Genomic DNA, 20,886 nt, shown 5'->3' on the forward strand with positions numbered 1-20,886 from the left:
GATACCCGAACTGCTAGACTCGCCCACACCATGTTGTTAACGACAGCGGATGAAGCAGAACTATCTTTATCTCATCATCGGCGCTTTGGCCGTCGCCGTTATTGCGTTGGGGATTTACGTTTATCGCGAGGAGACTAGGCCGAAAGGCGTGGAACTTCGCATCGACGATTCCGGCATTTCAGTTCGGGAAAAATAGAGCGTAGTCCTGTTGCCCGACTTTGCACTGGAAGTCGGCTTGTACCGCCTCACCCCAGCTCCAACGTCGTTATCGCAAAAACTCCGGACTGCACGAGCTGCGGCGCCTTTCCCTTGTACATCCGAGCCGTCTCGAAGCCCGGTAGAAGGCCTGCGGACGACAGCAAGTCTGCAAATTGCCGGCTGGTTTCGGGAACGTCGAGATGGACGTTTCCGGGACCGGACATGTGCGCGAGCGCGGCGAAGAGATGGCTTGCCGCGTCCAGGCTGTCGGCAAAGAGCGGGCCGATCTTGCAGCCGTCCCGGCATTGGCGCGCGATGCCATATCCCGCAATGGCGCCGTGCTTGAGGATCGCAAGCGCCATGTGCGGCGGGCGCAGCCAGTGTTCCAGGAAGGATCGCCTCGGACCGGGAAAGAAGCGGCGGTCATAGTCCAGTATGTCCGGCACGAGTTCCGGCCCTATGGCGCGAATGTCGTTGCCGACGGCTGCCGGGACATTCGGCGACCCCATGAACCGGATCGTCCGGTAGGCCGGTGCAAAACCCATGCTGCGGTAGTTGGCCTGCTGTTCGACGACACCGTCGAGGCCGATCGTGCGCTTGCCGAGCCGCGCTATGCCGGCATCCCAGACCGCCTTGCCATGACCTTGGGCACGCCTGTCCGGCCGGCAGATGTAGAGGCCGATGAAGCCGAAACCGTCGCCATAGGCAACGGCCGAAATGCCGGCCGCCATCTCGCCATCGATAAAGGCGCCGATGAAGCCATGCGGGTCGGCTGCCTGAAACAGCGCGGCATCGTTAAGGCCGGGATTCCAGCCTTCCGCCGCCGCCCAATCGACTAGGGTTTGCACTTCCTCACGTGCGAGCGTTCGGATCGTTCGGGGCATTGCGATCACTCGGCGGCGCCAGGCGCGAAGGATTTCAACGCGCCATGATAAGACTTTGCCAACGGGCTTGCATAGGCGCCGCGCTTGGATGTCGTCAGGCCAAGGGCGATCAATGCCTCGGCCTGTTTCACGGCAGCGCCCACGCCGTCGATGACCGGAAGCTCGAATTCCCGCTGCAGCGCCGCCGCCAGATCGGCCATGCCGGCACAGCCGAGCACGATCGCCTCGGCGCGATCCTCGTCGATGGCGCGCGCAATCTCGCTGCGCAGCCTGAGCAGTGCGTCGGACGCCGGATCTTCGAGGGCAAGAACCGGGATGTCGGCGGCGCGCACGCGTGCCCGCCCCGCCATGCCATAGCGTTGCACCAGGCCTTCGACCGGCACGCGCGAACGTCCGGTGGTGGTGACGACGGTGAAGCGCTGGGCGATGAACGAGGCCGTGCTGAGCGATGCCTCGCAAATGCCGATGACCGGAATGTTGGCCATGGCGCGCGCGGCATCGAGGCCGGTGTCGTCGAAACAGGCAATGATCGCGGCTTGCGCGCCGGAGCGTTCGCCGGCGGCGATCTCGACCAGCAGGCCGGGCACGGCAAGTGCTTCATCGTAATAGCCTTCGATCGATACAGGTCCCATCGACGAGGTGACGGCAACGATCTTCGTCGATTGAGCAGCGACCGATCGGGCTGCCGCCGCGATAGTGTCGGTCATGCTGGCGGTGGTGTTTGGATTGACGACGAGGATCTGCACTGTCAGGCACGCTCGCGGCGGCGGCCGACATAGACGATTGCGCCGAGCGTCAGCAGGATCACCAGGAAGGAAAACACGGTCGTCACGGTGCCCAGCGCATAGAGCACCGGCGTCGTGACATTCGTCGTCATGCCGTAGATTTCGAGCGGCAACGTGTTGAACGTGCCCGAGGTCATCAGCGTGCGGGCGAACTCGTCATATGACAGAGTGAAGCCGAACAGGCCGACGCCGATCAGGCTGGGCGCGATCATCGGCAGCACGACATGGGCAAAGGTCTGCCACGACGATGCTCCGAGATCGCGCGCGGCTTCCTCATAGGCTGGCGAGAACCGGTTGAAGACAGCAAACATAATCAGCACGCCGAAAGGCAAGGTCCAGGTCAGATGGGCGCCGAAAGCGGAGGTGTACCAGGCGGGGCGGAAGCCGATCTGCTGGAAGACGACGCCGATGCCGAGACTGATGATGATCGACGGCACGACCAGGCTGGCGACGGCCAGATAGAACAGTGCGGTTGCGCCGCGAAATTTCTGCCGGAAGGCCAGGCCGGCGAGCAGCGACACGGCGACAGTGACGACCATCACCATCAGGCCAAGGACGAGCGAGCGTTTGAAGCTGCCGCCGAAGTCGCCGACCGCCTGGCGCTCGAACAAATTGGCGAACCAGTGCAGCGACACGCCGTTCAGCGGAAATGTCAGACCGCCGTTCTCGCCCTGGAAAGAGAGGATCAGGATCGCCGAAAGCGGGCCGTAGAGGAACAACACGAAAAGACCGAAGAACGCCGCCAACACATAGAATTCGAGGGTGCGCTTGTCCTGGCTCATCGCCTCACAGCTCCTTGCGGATGTCGACGATGCGCAGGATGCCCGCGACCATCAGCAGCACCAGCACCAAGAGCACGACGGCGTTGGCGGCAGCTGCCGGATATTGCAGCAGCGACATCTGGTTCTTCATCATCAGCGCGACGGAGGCGCTCTGCCCGCCGGACATCACCTGCACCGTCGAGAAGTCGGCCATCACCAGGGTGACGACGAAAATGGTGCCGATCGCCATGCCGGGCTTGGCGAGCGGAATGACGACGTTCCACAGAACCTGCCAGCCGGAAGCACCGGCGTCGCGCGCGGCTTCTATCAACGACTTGTCGATGCGCATCAGCGTGTTGAAGATCGGCGTCACCATGAACAGCGTATAGAGATGCACCATAGCCAGCACCACGGCGAATTCGGAATAGAGCAGCCATTCGATCGGCTTCGGGATCAGCCCCATTTGCACCAGCGTCGAGTTGACCAGGCCATTGCGGCCAAGCACCGGAATCCACGAGATCATGCGGATGATGTTGGAGGTCAGAAACGGCACCGTGCAGACAAGGAACAGCACCATCTGCATGGCCGTGGTCCTGATATGGAAGGCAAGGAAATAGGCGACCCAGAAACCGATGAACAGCGTCAGCGCCCAGACGATGGCGGCGTATTTCAGCGTATTCAAGTAGGTTTTCCAGGTGACCCAGGAGCCGAGCGTGTCGGAATAATTGGTGGTCAGGAAATCCGGATACATCGCCGCGAAATCGTAATCCCAGAATGAGACCACGGCGATCATCAGAATTGGCAGCAGGAGGAACGCGCCGAGAATCAGCGCCAGCGGTGCCGCCTGGAGATAGGGTGCGACTCCGGCAAAGGAGCGCCTGCGTCTGGCAGGCTTTGCAGACGTAACGTGCGTGGATTGTTCGAGCGCTACTGCCATCTATATCTCGGTCGAGGTCGGCGATGCGACTGAGGGGTGTTCCCTTCTCCCCCTGTGGGAGAAGGTGGCCGAGCGAAGCTCGGTCGGATGAGGGGTGTTCCAGCTTGGCACCAACAGTGCTCCGTCCAGCACCCCTCAACCGTCTTGGCGCTGCGCGCCAATCCACCTTCTCCTACAAGGGGAGAAGGCGGAGGGCATCAAGCAGCGATGAACTCGTTCCAGCGCTTCACCATGTAGCGGTCCTCGTCCATGACCGAGTTCCAGCAGGCGACCTTGCCCATGCGCTCTTCGAACGAGCCGCCGTCACGCACGGCGCCAGCCTTTTCCATGACCTTGCCGTCCGGCGACAGGATATCGCCCTTTGCCGGCTTGCCTTCGATCCAGTAGCCCCACTCGTCCTCGGACATGAACTTCTTGGCCGACACCATGTTGGCCGAGTAATAGCCCTGACGGTTGAGATAGCCGCCAACCCAGCCGGACGTGTACCAGTTGATGTATTCATAGGCGGCATCGAGTTCGGCGCCGGAGAGATGGGCTGCCAGGCCAAGCCCGCCACCCCAGGACCGGTAGCCTTCCTTGAGCGGCTGGAACCGGCACGCGATGCCCTTGGAGCGGACCGCGGCCACGGCCGGCGACCACATCGACTGGATTACGACTTCGCCTGAAGCCATCAGGTTGACGCTCTCGTCGAATGATTTCCAGAAGGCGCGGAACTGGCCGGCTTGCTTGGCCTTGATCAGGAAGTCGATCGTCTTGTCGATCTCCTCCTTGGTCATGTTGCCCTTGTCGGCGTATTTGATGTTGCCCGTTGCCTCCATGATCATCGCCGCATCCATGATGCCGATTGACGGGATGTTGAGGATGGCGGTCTTGCCCTTGAAGGCCGGATCCATGATGTCGGCCCAGGTGGTGATATCGCGGCCGACGAGGTCGGGGCGGATGCCGAGCGTATCGGCATTGTAGATCGTCGGCACCATGGTGAACCAGTTGGTCGGCGCCTTGGCGAAGACCTTGCTGTCCTGCGCCTCGACGTAACCGACGGTATGCGGCGCGGTGCCCTGGGCAATGACGCTGTCCGGCGTCAGCTTGCCGGTTTTGAACAGCGGCACCAGCTCGTCGTAATATTTCAGCTTGCTGACATCCATCGGCTGCAGGACGCCTGTCGGGAACACCTTCTTGCAGATCCAGTATTCGATGTCGGCGATGTCGTAGCTGTCGGGCTGCGTCACGGCGCGCTGCGCGGCGGCGTCGGAATCGGTTGCTGTCATCTCCAGCGTGATGCCGAGGTCGGCCTTGCACTTGTCGGCGATGGCATTGAGGTTGGATACGCCGGTGCCGAACTGGCGCAGCGTGATGTTCGATTGCGCCCAGATGGTCGGAAAGCCAGATATGGCGCCGGAACCGGCGGCGAAACCGACGGCGGCGGCACCTGTCTTGAGCAGCGAACGTCGCGATATTCCAGTCTTCTTGTCGGTGGTGTTGGTCATGTTCAGTTCCCCTGTTTTGGTTGGTTATGCTGGATTTCAGGAATCGAGACGGCCAAGGACGATCGCGTCCTCGGCGTCCCAGGCGATCGGCACTGCGTCGCCGACGGCAACCGGCCTGGCGAAGAAGCTGGTGTCGTCGACGATCACCGTGAAATCCTCGATGCCGGCGCCATTGACCGAGAGCTTCACGGTCGAACCGCGGTACTCGACGTTTGCAATAATGCCGGTGAAGCCGAGCCCGGCTGCCGGCGGCTCGCCGATGCGCACGTGGTCGGTGCGAATGGCGATGTCGATGGGTTCCCCGGTCTCCCTGCCCTGCCCGCTGGCGGCGAACGTGACGCCGCCGGGCACATCGAAAACGACCATGCCGTCGCGACTGCCGGCGACGCGCCCGGAGATGACATTGTGGTCGCCCATGAAACGAGCGACGAAGGCCGTGGCCGGCCGCTCGAACACCGTGCGAGGGTGCGCCGCCTGCTCGATACGGCCGTCGTTCATCACCACGATCAGGTCGGCCAGCGCCATCGCCTCTTCCTGGCTGTGGGTGACGTGGACGAAAGTGATGCCGAGCGACGTCTGCAGCTTCTTCAGTTCGGCTCGCATGCGGATCTTCAGGAAAGGATCGAGCGCCGAAAGCGGTTCGTCGAGCAACAGCGCCTCGGGATCGGTGATCAAGGCGCGCGCAAGGGCAACGCGCTGCTGCTGCCCGCCGGAAAGCTGCGCCGGGCGGCGGCTGGCATAGGCCTCCATCTGCATCAGCTTCAGCATGTCGAGCGCCTTGGCGCGGCGCTCCTCCTTGCCGACGCCTTTCATCTTCAGGCTGAAGGCGACGTTGTCGATCAGGTCGAGATGCGGAAACAGTGCGTAGGACTGGAACATCATGGCAGTGCCGCGCCTGGCCGGCGGCAGGTCGGTGACCACTGTGTTGCCGAGACGCACGTCGCCACTCGATATGCTCTCGTGCCCGGCGATCATGCGCAGCGTCGAGGTCTTGCCACAGCCGGACGGACCGAGCAGGCAGCAATAGGTTCCGGCAGGGATTTTCAGGCTGATGCCTTCGACGGCAGTCGTCGCGCCATAGACTTTCGAAACGGACACAATGTCGATTTCGGCGGCTTTGGACATCCAGCTTCCCCTTTGGTCGGATTAGCCAAAGCATCATGCGTGCCAGTTGCGCACCGCCGCACCAACTGACTGAATCCTCGAAGAAATCAGGGCCGCCTCTATGTAGCTGCCGATACGTCGGCCTTGTGCAATGCACAAATTATAGGCGATTGCCGCCGATCTCCGCAAAGATCGTATGCAATCTTTTTCATCTCTGTATTCACTTTGTCTCTCGTCCAAGCGATGCGATTCAGGGTAGAAGAACGCAGGACCACTGCCATGAACATTGCCGACCAGACCTTCCCTGCTATCGAGGCCGCCAACGAGGATCGCGCGCAGGCGATCCGCGACCAGTTGCGCGACGCGATCGTCGATCGCCGGCTGGCGCCGGGAACAAAGCTTTCCGAAGGCGAAGTCGGCACGCTGTTCGATGTCAGCCGCACCGTGGCGCGTGCCGCACTGCAGATGCTTTCCTTCGAGGGATTGGTGCGCACCGAGCGCAATCGCGGCGCCTTCGTCGCCAATCCGTCGCCGGAGGAAGCGCGGCAGGTTTTTGCTTCGCGCCGGCTCATCGAACCAGGCATCGCGATCGCCGCCGCCGGACGGATGACGCCGGCGCATGTCGCCGCGTTCAAGGCCCAGCTCGACGAAGAAGGCCGTTTCATCGCCGAACGCGGACCGAACGCAAGGCGATCGGAGATCAAGGCGTCGGGGGATTTTCACCTGCTTCTGGCGTCGGTCGCGGGAAACGTCATCCTGCAGCGCTTCATGGAGGAATTGGTCGCTCGTTCATCGCTGGTGATCGCACTCTATGGCCGCTCGGGCATCTCGAGCTGCGGCCACAACGAACACACGCAGATCCTCGAGGCGCTGGAAAATGGCAATGCCGAACGCGCCAGCGCGCTGATGCTGCACCACATCGACCATATCGAGGCCGACCTCGATTTGCGCGTCAGGAGCGGCCCGGCACTCAGGCAGGCGCTCGAGTTCTGAAAATTTGCCGTTCGCGGCAACCTCGCCATGCCCATAATCACCTTTGCCCGACAAGCGCTTGCCTTGCGAAGCGCGCGCGGCCGCACGCCTTCCCCCAAAGCGCAAGATACGGCCGGCGGTTGAGGTGCCGTACACGATACGTAAGTGCACCCGCTCAATGATTGCGTCGAGATAAGCGTCACATGCTCGGGGCCGCATGTAGACGCATCGAGGTATCGAGCCGGGGATGTCGCAATGCGCAAGGGCCTTGCCGCGGTGCTTATGGATTTCGTCAAAACTCGTCGGTCGCGAGGAAGCTGCGCCTCGCTGGACCTTTCGTTTGGCCGGATTATCTCCGGAATGACAGCGGTGTCTTTCATCTTGCTGTCGACGGTGGGCTTCACCAGCGATCACATCTCCGCCTGGCGCCTGGGCGCCCGTATCGTCGCCGTCGGGCTGCCGGGCGTGGCCGGCGTGCGCGAGGTGGGGCGTTTCCATAATGGCGGACCGATACCGGGAAATCCGGAATTCCTGCTGACCACGCGCGAAGGACGTGTGCTCGATCCGCTTAGGGTTCTGGTCGCGGTAGGCAGCAATTTCGGCGCGCCACCAGGCGATATCGTATTCAAACCTGGCGCGATCCTGTCAATCGATCCGCGCGGCGACAAATCGGGCACGATCCTGGTTCCGCAGGATCTCACCGACCAAGATCTAGCCGACTATGGCGGACCGAGCCCAGTCCAGCTCTACACGGCGCAGAGCGAGCCATTCCTCAACCGGCGCTACAATGGCCAGGCTCGAACGGCGCGGCTGGCGGCGGCATCCGGACCGCGCTACATCTCGATCAACAACGCCTTTGGAAGGCCCTGGATCGCCAACGCGCCGAACGGATTGGCCGGCGAAGGCAGCGTCACCGTCGTCGACCCCGACGGAGCCCCGCTCGACAATGCGCCAAGCCGCGAGGCCGGCGGCGTGTTCGCCGGCCGGTCTACCGATCGCAAACAAGCGCAGATCGCTCAACCCACTGGATGGCTGGCGCGCGGCTGGCTGGCCAATGGATGGCTGGCGAAGCGGCTGAACTACCGGGCAAGCGGCCAACTGACGCCCGGCGGGCTGCAGACCGGTGCGCTCGGAACGGCGTTTCTCGGCCCGTCACCGGACGGCAGCGGATTTGCCGTGTTCGCCGCGGTCACTGCGGACGGCAGCGTGGTCCAGATCCATGTCCAGGACGGTGTCGACGGCCTGGCCGGCCCTGGCACGGTGAGCATGGGCCGCAACAGCGGCGACGATCCCGGCGTCATCGGCATTGCCTTCAAGTGGAATCCGGACCGTGTTCTCTACATCGCCGACCCCGGCCGCGACCGGCTGGTGCTGCTGAAACTGCAAGACGACCGGCGGCATTTCACGGTCGCCGGGGCTGGCATGGTCTCGCTGCCGGAATTCGATCGTCCAGTCGACATCGCCGCGGCTGTCCCCGAGATCGCCAATCCGCACTTTTCGAGCCATACGACGCTTGCCGGCGGGTCGGACCTGTTCGTCGCCAATCGCGGCGACGGCTCGCTACTGCGCATAAGCCAGGACGGCCGGCTTCTCGCCCGAGCGACGATCGACATCCCTGGCCTTGGGCCTCTCGGCGGCGATCGCCTGCGAGCCATCGCAACGTCGGCGGACGCGCAGCGGATCTGGATAACGATAGGCGGCGAGCTTCCCGGATTTCCCGGCCGCGACGGAGCGCTGCTCGAGGTCCCTGCTTTTGACGAGCACGGCGTGTCGGCGACGGCCCAGCAGACGCAAAATGCTGCCGCCAACCCAGATCTCGCCGCTCGCGGAAGGGAGCTGTTTCAGACCGATTTCACGCCGCGGACCGGTCTTGGACCATTGTTCAATGCGACGTCCTGCCTGTCCTGTCATCCCGGCCCCGGCGGTGCGAGCGCGGATGAGAACCGTTTCGCGCGCAGGATAGCCCATATGGATCCGGGATCCGGGCGCACGGTCCCGATCGATCATCCCAACAGCCCGGTCGCCCGGCGCTACATGCTGCGCGATGGTGCCGGCATCGCGGCTGAACCGGCTGCACTGCCGCAGCAGGCCAATGTCATCTCGCTGCGCATGCCGCCCAGCCTCTACGGCGTCGCTGGCATAGACGACATACCCGACAGCGTCATCGAGGCGCAGGCAGTCAGCAAAGGCGACGGGATCAAGGGCCGCCCGCACTATGTCCTCGATGCCAACGGCGCGACGCGCGTCGGCCGCTATGGCTGGAAGGCCGACATTGCGGTCCTCGAAGAGATGGTCGCCGACGCTTTCACCAGGGAGCTCGGCATCACCAGCGTCGTCTCCGGCCACAGCGGGACGGACACGCAACCCGTCGAACAAGGGTCCGGCGAGATCGAGGCGGTGGCTGCCTATCTGCGAATGCTCACCCCGGCCGAGGAGGCCAGGCGATGAGCATCGCCCTGACGTTTTCGCATGCGCCGGAACAAGCGCGCTCGATCTTGCCCGGTATCGCCGTGGCGGCCGCGCTCGCCCTTGCGGGCGGCTGGATTGCCGGCGGATTGGGTGAGCCGCTGTCGCGCAATCCGGTCCTCGTCGCCATGCTCTTCGGGCTGCTGATCGGCAACAGCTTTGCCTGCCGCGACGTCCTGCGCCCGGGGCTCGACTTCACCAAGCGCTACCTGTTGCGCCTGGCGGTCGTCCTTGTCGGCTTCCGCATCACGACGCGACTGTTCCTCGATCTCGGGCTGATGCCGCTCGCGGTGGCGGCCATCGAACTGATCCTGGTCGCGGCTTTGCTCTACGCCATCGCACGTAGGCTGTTCAGGCTGGAGGCCGAGATCGCGTTGCTGGTCGCGGTCGGAAGCGCCGTCTGCGGCGCAGCCGCCATTCTCTCAATGGCTGCGCTGATGCGCGCACGCGACCAGAGCGCGGGGGTTGCGATCGCCCTGATCACGCTCAGCGGCACCGCGGCGCTGCTCGTCTATCCCGTGATGTTCCTGGGCGGCTGGCTGCCGCATCTCGACGACCGGCTCTACGGCGTGTTCGTCGGCGCGAGCATCTTCGAACTGGCGCAGGTCTACGGCGCCTCCTTCGCAGTCTCGGACGGGGCGCTGAACACCGCTACCCTCGTCAAGCTCAGCAAGGTGCTGATGCTCATCCCGCTTCTGCTGGCCATCGGCACGTTCTTTCGCGGCCGCAAGAGCGCGCCCGGAGCAACGCCGATCCCGTTCCCGTGGTTCGTCGTCGCCTTCATCGGCGTGGTGATGCTCAATTCGCAAATCACGCTCGATCCGCAACTGCGCCGCGGCATTCTCGACGTCGACCAGTTCCTGTTCCTGATGGTGATGGTCGCGCTCGGGGTCACCACACGCATCGGCCGTCTCGGCGAAGCCGGCGGTGCGTGGCGCCTGATCGGCCTCGGCTCCAGCGGAGTGCTTTTGTCGGCAACCCTGGCCTATGGCGCACTGATCCCGTTCTCGGCCGGCTTCCTGGCCTCGCCGTCGGTCTCGAGCGAAAGCGCAATGCTGGCCAGCGATGGCGGAAGGCTCTTCGCTTCGGTCGGCTGCGCCAAATGCCATGTGCCGGCGCTGGCGGGCACAAAAGGCGAAGTCAGGCTCTACTCGGACCTTCTGCTGCACGACATGGGATCGGCGCTCGACGACAAGATCATCCAGGGTAACGCCATCGGCGCCGAATGGCGGACAACGCCGCTGGTCGGCATCCGCCTGCGCCAGCGCTTCCTACATGACGGCCGCGCGACCACACTGCGCGATGCAGTGTTCGCGCATGGCGGCACGGCGCAGATCGTCCGCGACCGCTTCTTCGGCCTGGACGAGGCCGACCGCCAGGCGATCCTCGATTTCGTGAGCAGACTATGAACCGGCCGCGTCACGCCAAAACCGGACCGAATCGCCATGCATGAAGGCATCATCGCGGAGCTGAACCATCTCGACGGACCCGAGCTGCTGGCGCCACTCGTCACCGACTTGTTCCGCGGAAAGGTAGCGCTCGTCTCCTCATTTGGCGCGGAATCTGCGGTGTTGCTGCACATGGCCGCATCGATCGACAGGTCGCTCCCCATCGTCACGCTCGATACCGGAAAGCTGTTTGCGGAAACGGTCGCCTATCGTACGCAATTGACGGCCTTGCTCGGCCTCACCGACGTGCGCATCGTCACGCCCCGGGCAAATGTCCTGCGGGTGCTCGACGGCTCTGGATCGCTGCACCGCAGCGATCCGGACCGGTGCTGCCACATCCGCAAGGTGCTGCCGCTCGAGAAGGCCCTGAGCGGTTTCAAGGCCTGGATTTCCGGCCGCAAGCGCTATCATGGCGGAGTTCGCACGGATGTTGCGACGCTGGAAGAAACTGACGGACGCCTGAAAATCGAGCCGCTCGCCCGCTTCACCCGGCAGCAGATCGAGGTCTATCTCGACCATCATCGCCTTCCCCGGCATCCGCTCATCGAAAAAGGCTATTTCTCGATCGGTTGTGCGCCCTGCACCGTCGCGTGCGGCAGTGCGGACAATCCGCGCGCGGGCCGCTGGAGCGGATTGTCGAAAACAGAGTGCGGGATCCACCGGTCGCCCATCCCCTCGCACAATCCGGTCCCGTCCGCTTCCCGATTTCCGGTTGCGTAAGGCACCGAAGACCCGGGCGCCCAACAAGCCTTGAAAACTAGGCACGCTTGCGAAAACTGGGAGATCAATCGCCGGGAAACTAGGTGACCGTACCGATGTGCGCGGATGCCACTGCGCACAGGATGAGCTCGTGCGTTTGGAAAGGACTGCCAGGCAGCCCATGAGCTTGCCAATCGGAGGGAATAGCCATGATCAGGTCTTCTACCGGATTTGGAGCCGACGGTCGAAGACCGAGTGCGAGGTTCGCCCGCCGTCCATTGCCCAGTTTCAGGTTGCGCAACCATCGAGATCCGCCCTCCCGGGATCAGCCAGTGCCGCTTCATCTACGAAGCCCCCACGAATTGTCGCATGACTGCGCCAGGCTAACGTCAATCGGATCGGCGGGACGGTCATGGCAGCACGACCGTCGCTCGATGATTGGTCGAGCGGGAGCCCCCATGGCCGCCTTAGATGCCTTTGAAGCCGATGCGACGCAACCGCTCTCGGGCACAGGCCGGATCGCCAAGCTGGCGGCGCCGCGCAGCGCCAGGATATTGAGGCGGAACCGCGTTCTCGAAGCGATCGATCGGGTGTCGCGGTCGAGCGTATGCTGGGTGGCGGCACCGGCCGGCTACGGCAAGACGACCGCGGTCATCGATTATCTCGAAAGCGTCGAGGCGCCGCACATATGGTACCGTGTCGATGAGGGCGACCAGGATATAGCGCGGTTCTTTCAATATCTGGCGCAGTCGCTGGACTCAGTCTCGGCTGGAGACATGCCGGTCTTCGGCGTCGAGTATGCCGAGCAGCCGAAGGAGTTCGCCAGGCGCTTTTCCAGAGCCTATTTCGCTCGGCTAAAGCCTGGCACAATTCTGGTGCTCGATGATTTGCACGACGCCGATACCGCAGAATTTCGGGCGGTGCTTTCCGAGATGTTCCGTGAACTTCCTGACACCGTCCGCTGCATCTGTGTCTCACGCACGCTGCCCCAGGAGGAACTGGGCGACCTCATTCTCAAGGGCAAAATGGCTGTCATCGACCGCCACGCGCTCGAATTCTCGACCGCGGAAGCGCGCGATCTCGTCCACCTGCGTTCGAGGGACGCCGCTCGGGTCGATGTCGAGGCGGCGCGCGGTTGGGCGGTCGGGCTCGTCCTGCTCGCGGACCAAGGCACCAAAGCCGGACTGGACGGCACAACGGAGACGGTCCCCGGCGGGCAGAACGTGCTGCCCGACGTTCTCGGTCGTCATTTCTTCCTTTCCCTTCCCTCCGTCGACCAGGACATGCTGCTGAAACTCAATCTGCTGCCCGAAATCAGCGCCGGGTTGGCTGACGAGATGATCGGGTCGGGCGAAGCAGGAAAGCTGCTCGACAGGCTTTACAGGCGACAGTTTCTGGTCACGCGCTCGGAAAACAACCGCGATATCTTTCACCTTCATGACCTCTTGCGCGACTTCCTCGAGCGTCGTTTCGCACAACAAATTGCCAGGGAAGAGCAGCAATCGCTCCGGCGAAAGGCGGCGAAGGTCCTTGCGGGGGCGGGCCGTCATGACGAAGCCATACGCCTCGCCTTACAGGCCGACGACTGGGACCAAGCGAGCGAACTGCTGCTGAGCCGCGCAGAGGACTTGCTGGCGCAAGGGAGCCGCGCGACCTTCATCGAGTGGTGCGGCCGATTGCCGGAAACCATCATGAATGGCTGGCATTTCTATTGGCTGGGCGTGGCCCACATGCCCGACGACGCTGCGGCGGAGCGTTGGCTGTCCAAGGCGTGGCAAGCCTTTGGCGAGGCCGACGATCTGCGCGGCCTGTGCCTCACGGTGTCGCGGGCGGTGTTGGTCAAGACGGCCAGCTGGCGCACGTACGAAGGTCTGTCCATGTGGACGCGACGGGCGTTCGAGCTTATCGAACGCGGGCTTCCGGAACTACCTTCCGAGGAAGCGATGCTGGTACGCATTGGCATGATGCGGGCGCTGAACTTCGGCGACGACTGCTATCGCAGCAGCCCCGCCGGACAAGCACTCGAAACCGAACTCCTGGAGCGGTTGACCCGGAATCCCGAGCACGATCCGAGCGGATTGCGGCTGCTTGCCAGCGAAACGCTGATCGATCTTTCGGTATCGACCATGCGCGCCGATCTGTTCGCCAAGGCCGTCGACAGCGTCGTTGACGATTTGAGTGACAAGAGCGTGCTGCCTTGGATTCTCGGCATGTGGCTGGTCGCCTTTGGTGCGGAAAGTGGACGTTATTTTCCCTATAAGAGAAGGGATTTTCCCTATCCGTCGGCCGAAGCGGCGTTGCGGGCGGCGATCGCGATTGGCGAGCGCGAATCGCTGAGGGGCGTGGAGTTCGGGGGGCTCTACCATTTGCAAATGCAGATGAAGGTCCGCAACGATTTTGCCGAGTTCCACCAAGTGGTCGAGCGTTTGGCCGAGATCGCCGACAGCCGTTTCACCACGCAGGTCGCCGTCGTCGCCGATTGCCACGCCGCGCTCCATGCCAGGCAAGGCGATTTCACGGCCGCTTACCAGGATTGCGAGCGCTTCATGACTGCCATCGAGGCGGCCAACGAGCCGATGATCGAGCGCTGGCCGCACTACATCACGCAGTTCCAGGTGCTGCTGGCGGACAGGAAGCCGCGCGAAGCCGCCGTGCTTCTCAGCGATCTGCTGCCGCGGCTGGACGGCGGCGCCCACAAGCGAACCGAGATATGCATTCTGGCAGCGGCCGCATTGGAGAACCTGTGGAGCGACGATCCGCACTATGGCGACCGGCTGCAGGCCTTCCTGGAAGCGCTGCGCGACATCAGCTGGCCAATGGTGCTGCTCAATGTCCCGGAATTGCTCGCCGAACTGCTTGGCGATGCGCTTGAGCGCGGCACCGAGCCCGAGTTCTGCCGGTCGTTGATCCGCGAACGCCGGCTCGAGCCGCCGCCCCGGCGGCCCGCCGCCTGGCCCTGGCCGCTCAGGGTCCACGTCCTCGGAGGCTTTCGGCTCGAACTCGATGCAAACCCTCTCGCGCTCGGCGCGAAGCCGCCGACGAAGGCCCTCGACATCCTGCGAGTGCTGGCTATCTCAAAGGAAAATACCTGCTCGCAGGAGACCATTCAGGACTGGCTGTGGCCCAACCTCGACGGCGACCAGGCGCGGGCGGCGTGCGACCAGGCGCTTCATCGGCTGCGCAAGCTGTTGGGACGGACCGACCTCATCGTCCAGCGCGAAGGCAAGCTTCGCCTTGCATCGGACAAGGTCTGGGTCGACCTCGCCGACTGGGAAGCACGGCTCAAGACTGTCGCAAAGGTCAATGCGGAGGGATTGCGGCCAGACGCGGAGGCGCTCTTCCATGCATTCCCGGGTCCGTTGTTGTTGCACGAGCGAACCGCTTCCTGGTCGCTCCCGGCTTGCGAGCGCGTGCGTCGCGAACTGATCGATCTTGGGCTGCGGCTCGGCCAGCGGCTGGGCGCGGCCGACCAAGCCGACAAAGCACGGGCGATATATTTAGGGGTATTGGACTTCTATCCAGATGCCGGACCGATCTGCAAAGCGCTGATAAAGGAGCAACTGTGCCGCAATGATTTCGAAGGCGCAGTTGACGAATATGGGCGCTACGAGCGCGCATTGCGTGCTGCCGGTGACGTAGCGGCCGCAGACATACGCGCGCTGGTGGCTCCCTATCTCGCGCGACGGGCGTCCCGACACTCGTATTGAAACGACACGTTCTTATGGCCATGGTACTGGCGGAATTTTCACCCGCCAGCGCTCAACGCACGATCCTCACGCACATCGGCGTGCCAATATCGATGGATCGGCCGGTGTCGGTCAGCCGGCCGGTTGCGGCATCACGGGCGAAAATCGAGATGCGGTCGGCATTCTGGTTGGCCGAGAACAGATGGCCGCCCGAGGGCGTCAGTGCCAGATTGCGCGGCGTGGCGCCGCCGCAAGGCGTATAGTCGACAAGAGCAATCCTGCCGGTTTGCTGGTCGACCGAAAACACGACGATGCTGTCATGACCGCGGTTGGAGCCATAGATGAAGCGGCCGTCAGGCGAGATCTGGATGTCGGCGCAGTGATTGCCGTCGCGCGCCTCGGGCGGCACGGCCGGCTTGCTGTCGATCACGGTAAGCTTGCCTGATGCTTCGTCCAGCGCCAGCGAGACAACCGTCGAATCCAGCTCGTTCATGACGAACACGAAGCGACCGCCCGGATGCAGTGCGAGATGGCGCGGACCCGCGCCTGGCGCAAGCGCCGACTCGGCGAGCTTCGTCAGGCTGCCGTCTGAGCCGATGCGATAGGACACCAGCCGGTCGATGCCGAGGTCAGCGACGATTGCCATGCCGCCGGCAACCGTCTCGGTTACGCTATGGGCATGCGGCCGCTCCTGGCGGGCAGGATCTGGCCCGGTCCCGCTATGGGCAACGCTCGACAACGGCGCTGTCAGGCCGCCATTCTCACCCAACCCATAAACCACGACCGAGCGATCGGGGCCGCCCTCGCCCATGCCGTAATTGGCGACCAGCAGCTTGGTCCCGTCGCGCGTGATGGTGTTGTGCGCCGTGATGCTGCCCAGCGTCGGCTGCTTGTTGATGTAGGACAGCGTGGCGGTCTGCCTGTCGAAACGGTAGGCCGAGACCACCCCTTCGCGCCAGGTGAACACTTCTGAGTTGGCATAGATGTGGGAGCCGTCCGGCGTCACCGACAGGAAGGTGGGATTGTCGATGTCTCCCGTCTCGGCCAGTTTCTTCGTCTGCAGCGTCCCTTCGTCGAAACTGTAGACACCCAGCCCGATGCCGCGCGCGCCCTGAAAATACGGGGCGTCGCGATTGAGGCTGCCGACGAAAATCAGACAGGCATTCTGCATCACTTCCTCCCTTGTTCCGCTGGCATTGGCCCCGACGGAGCAGGCAAAATTTCGCCGAGACTCGCTTGCAACACAACCCCATATGTGAAAATACTATTCACAAAAGAAGATTGACGGGAGGATCTATCATGCATTTCGCTGGTCTGCGGCGCGCCCTGATGGACGATTCCCGCTCCCAGAGGAAGTTGTCATGAGCGGTTTCGCGCCAACCGTGGGCGTGGCATCGACACACCCCGCCAACATGCCTAGGGATCACGCCGACCTTCCTGTCTGGAACGCGGAGAACTGGTTTTACGAAGACTGGCCGGTCGGCCAGAAGATCCGCTCGCTGCGCCGGACCATTGCCGAGGGCGACAGCCATCTCTTCAACACGCTGGTGCTCGACATCCATCCATACGTGCAGGACCAGATGTTCGCCGAGACGCAAGGCATTTTCGGCAAGCGGCTGGTGGCAGGGGCCTTCGTGTTCTCGGCCGGGCTCGGTCTCGTCGCCACCAATTGCATCAACGCCTTTTCGTATGGCTACGACAAATTGCGCTTTATCAAGCCGGTGTTCATAGGCGACACGATCTATTCAATCCGCTCCAACCTCGACAAGAAGCCAAAATACAAGGAAATGGGGCTGATCCGCGCCAGCTATGAAGTCTTCAAGGGTGAAGGCGAGCTCGTGCTTTATTGCGAGCACCTGCAGACGGTGAAATACCGCAATCCGGCCGATTTCGCCGGCAAGACGGAGAAATAGGCAATGGCTGCCATTGCCGAACTGCCGCTGACCGGGCTCATCGTTGTCGACATGAGCCAGTTCCTGTCCGGGCCTTACTGCTCGCTGCGACTGCTCGACCTCGGCGCTCGCGTCATCAAGATCGAACGGCCGGACGGCGGCGACCTGTCGCGCCGGCTCTATCTCAGCGACACCGAGATCGGCGGCGATTCCACCATTTTCCATGCGATCAACCGCGCCAAGGAAAGCCTTGCCATCGACTTGAAGGACGAGGCCGACCTTGCGGCGCTGCGCGGACTGCTGGCCAGGGCCGACGTGCTGATCCAGAATTTCAGGCCCGGCGTCATCGAACGTCTGGGCTTCGATTACGAGGCGGTGCGCAAGATCAATCCGCGCCTGGTCTATGCCTCGATCAGCGGCTATGGCGAGGAAGGCCCGTGGGTCAAGCGGCCCGGGCAGGATCTGCTGGCGCAGGCCCGCTCCGGCGTGATGTGGCTGAACGGCGACGAGGACCAAGGGCCGGTGCCCTTCGGCCTGGCGATCGCCGACATGCTGGCGGGTTCCGCCGCCGCGCAAGGCATCCTCGCCGCACTGGTGCGGCGCGGCGTGACCGGCAAGGGCAGCCATGTCGAGACCAGCCTGCTCGAAGCGCTGGTCGACTTCCAGTTCGAGGTGCTGACCACGCATCTCAATGACGGGCGCCGGCTGCCGCGGCGGTCGAGCTTCCGCAGCGCGCACGCCTATCTCTCGGCGCCCTACGGCGTCTATCCGGCCAAGGACGGCTATCTGGCGATCGCCATGACGCCGATCTCGAAACTCGCCGATCTCCTCGGGCTCGAGGAGCTTGCGCCCTATCGCGACCAGCCGTCGACCTGGTTCACCGCCCGCGACGAGATCAAGGCGATCATCGCGCAAAAGATCGCAACGAAGACGGTCGACGAATGGCTTGCCATTCTCGAGCCTGCCGACATCTGGTGCGCCAAGGTTTTGACCTGGCCGGAAATGATGGCCAGCGAAGGCTTCCAGGTCCTCGACATGCTGCAGACGGTGACGCGCGAGGATGACGTTTCGATCCTCACCACGCGCTCGCCGCTCAGGGTAGACGGCATCCGCGCGAAGGTCGAGCGGGCCGCGCCGCGCATCGGCGAGCACAGCGCAAAAATCCGCGCGGAGTTCGGGCTGTGAGCGACGTCACGCTCAAAGGCATGACCTGGAGCCATCCGCGCGGCTATGACCCGATGGTCGCCTGTTCGAGACTGTGGAAGCAACAAACTGGCATCGCCGTTGAATGGGACAAGCGCTCGCTGCAGGATTTTGAATCCTTCCCGGTCGAGGAACTGGCCCGTGCCTACGACCTGATCGTCGTCGACCATCCGCATGTCGGCCAGATCACCGCCGAGAATTGCCTGGCGCCGCTCGATGTCGCCGGCCGGCAAGCCGAACGTGCAGCACTTGCGGCGAGCAGTGTCGGCCCGTCCTTTCCGAGCTACAACTGGCAAGGCCGGCAGTGGGCGTTTCCGATCGACGCGGCCAGCCAGGTGCAGGCATGGCGGCCCGACATGCTTTCGGCTGCGCCGGCGAGCTGGGCCGATGCCCTCGATCTGGCGCGGCAAGGCCACGAGCTGTTGCCGCTCAGGCCGCCGCATTCGCTGATGGTGTTCTACACGCTTGCCGGCAATCTCGGCCGGCCCGCCGGTGAAGGCCCTGGCGACCACGTGGATCCGGCAGCGGGCAAGCAGGTCTTCGAGATGATGCGCGAGATCGCAGCCCTCGTCGACCCGGCCTGTCTTGGCATGGATCCGATCGCGGTTCTGGAGCAAATGGCCGGATCCGGCTCGCGGATCGCCTGCGCGCCGCTGATCTATGGCTATGTCTCCTATGCCATCGCCGGGTTTCGACCCACCCGCCTGGCTTTCGCGGATATCCCGGCCGCTGGCAATGCCGGCCCCAAAGGCTCGGCGCTCGGCGGGACCGGCATCGCCGTGTCGGCCTTCTCGAAGGCCGGACAGGCAGCAATCGACTTCGCCTACTGGATCGCCAGCGGTGACGTGCAGCGCGGCCCCTACGCCTCGGCCGGCGGCCAGCCCGGCCATGCGGCAGCCTGGGCGGATGCCGCCGTCAACGCCGCTGCCGGCAATTTCTACAAGGACACGCGGGCTACGCTCGAAGGTGCCTGGGTGAGGCCGCGGCACGACGGCTATATGGCGTTCCAGCAGGCGGCGTCCGATCGCATCAATCTCGGCCTGAGCGAAAGGCACAATGCCGCTCGCGTCGTTGCCGATCTCAATCGCCTGTTTCGGGAGAGCCTTTCGACGCAGGTGTCCGGCGTTGCCGGCGGAGGAGCCTGAACAACCGAACGGAGGAGAACATGAACAGCCTGATCCGCGGCCTTATGGCCGCAACCGCACTTGCATCGGTCACGACCATAGCCTGCGCTCAAGACGTTTCGGGCGTGATTGCTGGATTGCCGACCGAACTGAAGGCACAATATGACGGCGCGCCGCAAAAGGTGCTGCCGTCGGCCTGGGATAATTTCACGCCGCCGCCAAAGCCATGGAAATGGTGCCACTCCGAGTCCTACCAGGGCAATCCGTGGCGCGTCACCGTGACCAAGGAGTTGAAGCGGCTGGTCGACGGCCTGATCGCCGACGGCACCGTGGCGAGCTTCGAGGTGTCGGATTCCAACAACGACGCCAGTCAGCAGATCAACCAGATCCGCGCCTTCATCGACAAGAAATGCTCGATCATCACCTCGATCCCCGGCTCGGCGACGGCGCTGGACGATGCCATCGATGCCGCAGCCAAAGCCGGCATCCCCTTCATCACGGCAGCTGGGTCGGTGACCAGCCCGAATGCCATCAACGTCGATTCCAACTATGCGCGCTGGGGCTACGACATGACGACGGCGATCGGCAAAGCAATGCCGGACGGCGGTAGCGTGCTTCTGGTCGAAGGCATTGCCGGTCACCCGATCGTCGTGCAGGAGCGCCAGGGCGCCGACAAGGCGCTGGCCGAAAATTCAAAGCTCAAGGTCTCGCGCAGCGTCAACGGCAACTGGACGGCCAACGTCACCAAGACGGCGGTGCTGCAGGCGATCGCCACCAATCCGGCGCCGATCGATGCAGTGTGGACGACGGGCAGCGAAAGCCGCGTCGTCGCCGAGGCCTTTGCCGAGGCCGGCCGCCCTGCCCCGCTGATCACCGGCTCGATCACCGGCGATGCGCTCGGCTACTGGAAGGCCAATCCCGACAAATACCGCTTCGAAGGCCATGCGGTTCTGCCGCACTGGACGGCCGAGACGCTGTTTCGTGTCGGCGTGCGCATGCTCGACGGACAGAGGCCGAAGCTCAATACGCTGCTGATCCCGATTCCGCCGGTCCACAATGCCGACCTCGGCGCCTGGTACAAGGACTGCATGACGCCGGACGCCGTCTCGATCTTCCCGGTCCCGCCGAAGGATCCGATGCCGGAGGAATGGCTCGATGCCTACTTCGCCAATCCGGCACCCACCAAGGGCTGGGATTATTCGAAGGTGCCGGACGCCTGCGCCAAGTAGGATACGAAGGC

Annotated in this window: 17 protein-coding genes; 10 read left to right on the forward strand and 7 right to left on the reverse strand. The window is 63.5% G+C overall.

All coding sequences use genetic code 11. The annotated features are described in order from the left end of the window. The first annotated feature begins 49 nt into the window (after nucleotides 1–49). A complete protein-coding gene (locus NKH60_RS11125; protein WP_352612199.1) occupies nucleotides 50–196 on the forward strand; it encodes a hypothetical protein in 147 nt (48 codons plus the stop codon). A gap of 49 nt (nucleotides 197–245) precedes the next feature. Here the strand turns inward: NKH60_RS11125 and NKH60_RS11130 are convergent, their stop codons facing one another. From NKH60_RS11130 to NKH60_RS11155, 6 genes are all read right to left on the reverse strand, one after another. Then, nucleotides 246–1,082, reverse strand: coding sequence for a GNAT family N-acetyltransferase (locus tag NKH60_RS11130; RefSeq protein WP_352612197.1), 837 nt, complete (start codon nucleotides 1,080–1,082; stop codon nucleotides 246–248). Between the two features lie 5 nt (nucleotides 1,083–1,087). Beyond that, nucleotides 1,088–1,828 carry an aspartate/glutamate racemase family protein gene (locus NKH60_RS11135; RefSeq protein ID WP_352872123.1) on the reverse strand — a complete coding sequence of 247 codons (741 nt, stop codon included), beginning with the start codon at nucleotides 1,826–1,828 and terminating at the stop codon, nucleotides 1,088–1,090. Between the two features lie 2 nt (nucleotides 1,829–1,830). Next, nucleotides 1,831–2,649, reverse strand: a complete 819-nt coding sequence (locus tag NKH60_RS11140) for an ABC transporter permease (RefSeq protein ID WP_352451583.1) — start codon at nucleotides 2,647–2,649, stop codon at nucleotides 1,831–1,833. Nucleotides 2,650–2,653: 4 nt separating this feature from the next. Next, the gene (locus tag NKH60_RS11145; RefSeq protein ID WP_352612193.1) at nucleotides 2,654–3,565 is read right to left on the reverse strand and encodes an ABC transporter permease; all 912 of its coding nucleotides are present in this window, start codon (nucleotides 3,563–3,565) and stop codon (nucleotides 2,654–2,656) included. Between the two features lie 197 nt (nucleotides 3,566–3,762). Then, complete coding sequence (locus NKH60_RS11150; RefSeq protein WP_352472208.1) at nucleotides 3,763–5,052, reverse strand: ABC transporter substrate-binding protein; 1,290 nt, start codon at nucleotides 5,050–5,052, stop codon at nucleotides 3,763–3,765. Between the two features lie 36 nt (nucleotides 5,053–5,088). Continuing rightward, nucleotides 5,089–6,177 carry an ABC transporter ATP-binding protein gene (locus NKH60_RS11155; RefSeq protein WP_352612191.1) on the reverse strand — a complete coding sequence of 363 codons (1,089 nt, stop codon included), beginning with the start codon at nucleotides 6,175–6,177 and terminating at the stop codon, nucleotides 5,089–5,091. Between the two features lie 258 nt (nucleotides 6,178–6,435). Here NKH60_RS11155 and NKH60_RS11160 point away from each other — a divergent pair, with 258 nt between their 5' ends. From NKH60_RS11160 to NKH60_RS11180, 5 genes are all read left to right on the forward strand, one after another. Further along, entirely contained in the window at nucleotides 6,436–7,149 is a 714-nt protein-coding gene (locus tag NKH60_RS11160; protein WP_023676076.1) for a GntR family transcriptional regulator, read from the forward strand. Nucleotides 7,150–7,488: 339 nt separating this feature from the next. Then, nucleotides 7,489–9,576: a di-heme oxidoredictase family protein gene (locus NKH60_RS11165; protein ID WP_352872127.1), complete on the forward strand. Its 2,088-nt coding sequence runs from the start codon at nucleotides 7,489–7,491 to the stop codon at nucleotides 9,574–9,576. Next, nucleotides 9,573–11,003 (forward strand): putative sulfate exporter family transporter, encoded by a 1,431-nt coding sequence (locus tag NKH60_RS11170; RefSeq protein ID WP_352612187.1) that lies wholly within the window; start codon nucleotides 9,573–9,575, stop codon nucleotides 11,001–11,003. The genes NKH60_RS11165 and NKH60_RS11170 overlap by 4 nt, the downstream gene beginning before the upstream one ends. A 36-nt stretch (nucleotides 11,004–11,039) precedes the next feature. After that, nucleotides 11,040–11,762 (forward strand): phosphoadenylyl-sulfate reductase, encoded by a 723-nt coding sequence (locus tag NKH60_RS11175; RefSeq protein WP_352612185.1) that lies wholly within the window; start codon nucleotides 11,040–11,042, stop codon nucleotides 11,760–11,762. 437 nt (nucleotides 11,763–12,199) lie between these two features. Continuing rightward, entirely contained in the window at nucleotides 12,200–15,448 is a 3,249-nt protein-coding gene (locus tag NKH60_RS11180; protein WP_352612183.1) for an AfsR/SARP family transcriptional regulator, read from the forward strand. 52 nt (nucleotides 15,449–15,500) lie between these two features. Here the strand turns inward: NKH60_RS11180 and NKH60_RS11185 are convergent, their stop codons facing one another. Continuing rightward, nucleotides 15,501–16,598 carry a lactonase family protein gene (locus NKH60_RS11185; protein ID WP_352612181.1) on the reverse strand — a complete coding sequence of 366 codons (1,098 nt, stop codon included), beginning with the start codon at nucleotides 16,596–16,598 and terminating at the stop codon, nucleotides 15,501–15,503. Nucleotides 16,599–16,788: 190 nt separating this feature from the next. Here NKH60_RS11185 and NKH60_RS11190 point away from each other — a divergent pair, with 190 nt between their 5' ends. Genes NKH60_RS11190 through NKH60_RS11205 form a run of 4 tightly spaced genes read left to right on the forward strand, consistent with a single transcriptional unit; the run spans nucleotide 16,789 to nucleotide 20,875 of the window. After that, nucleotides 16,789–17,340, forward strand: coding sequence for a MaoC family dehydratase (locus NKH60_RS11190; RefSeq protein WP_352455282.1), 552 nt, complete (start codon nucleotides 16,789–16,791; stop codon nucleotides 17,338–17,340). Nucleotides 17,341–17,343: 3 nt separating this feature from the next. Then, on the forward strand, nucleotides 17,344–18,504 hold the full coding sequence (locus NKH60_RS11195) for a CaiB/BaiF CoA transferase family protein (RefSeq protein WP_352612178.1): 1,161 nt from the start codon (nucleotides 17,344–17,346) through the stop codon (nucleotides 18,502–18,504). A 20-nt stretch (nucleotides 18,505–18,524) separates the two neighbouring features. Further along, entirely contained in the window at nucleotides 18,525–19,667 is a 1,143-nt protein-coding gene (locus NKH60_RS11200) for an extracellular solute-binding protein (protein ID WP_352612702.1), read from the forward strand. A gap of 20 nt (nucleotides 19,668–19,687) precedes the next feature. Continuing rightward, entirely contained in the window at nucleotides 19,688–20,875 is a 1,188-nt protein-coding gene (locus NKH60_RS11205; RefSeq protein WP_352612176.1) for an ABC transporter substrate-binding protein, read from the forward strand. Nucleotides 20,876–20,886: the final 11 nt, after the last annotated feature.

Origin of the sequence: Mesorhizobium sp. M1006 (genome assembly GCF_040318825.1) — a bacterium.
GTDB lineage: Bacteria > Pseudomonadota > Alphaproteobacteria > Rhizobiales > Rhizobiaceae > Mesorhizobium.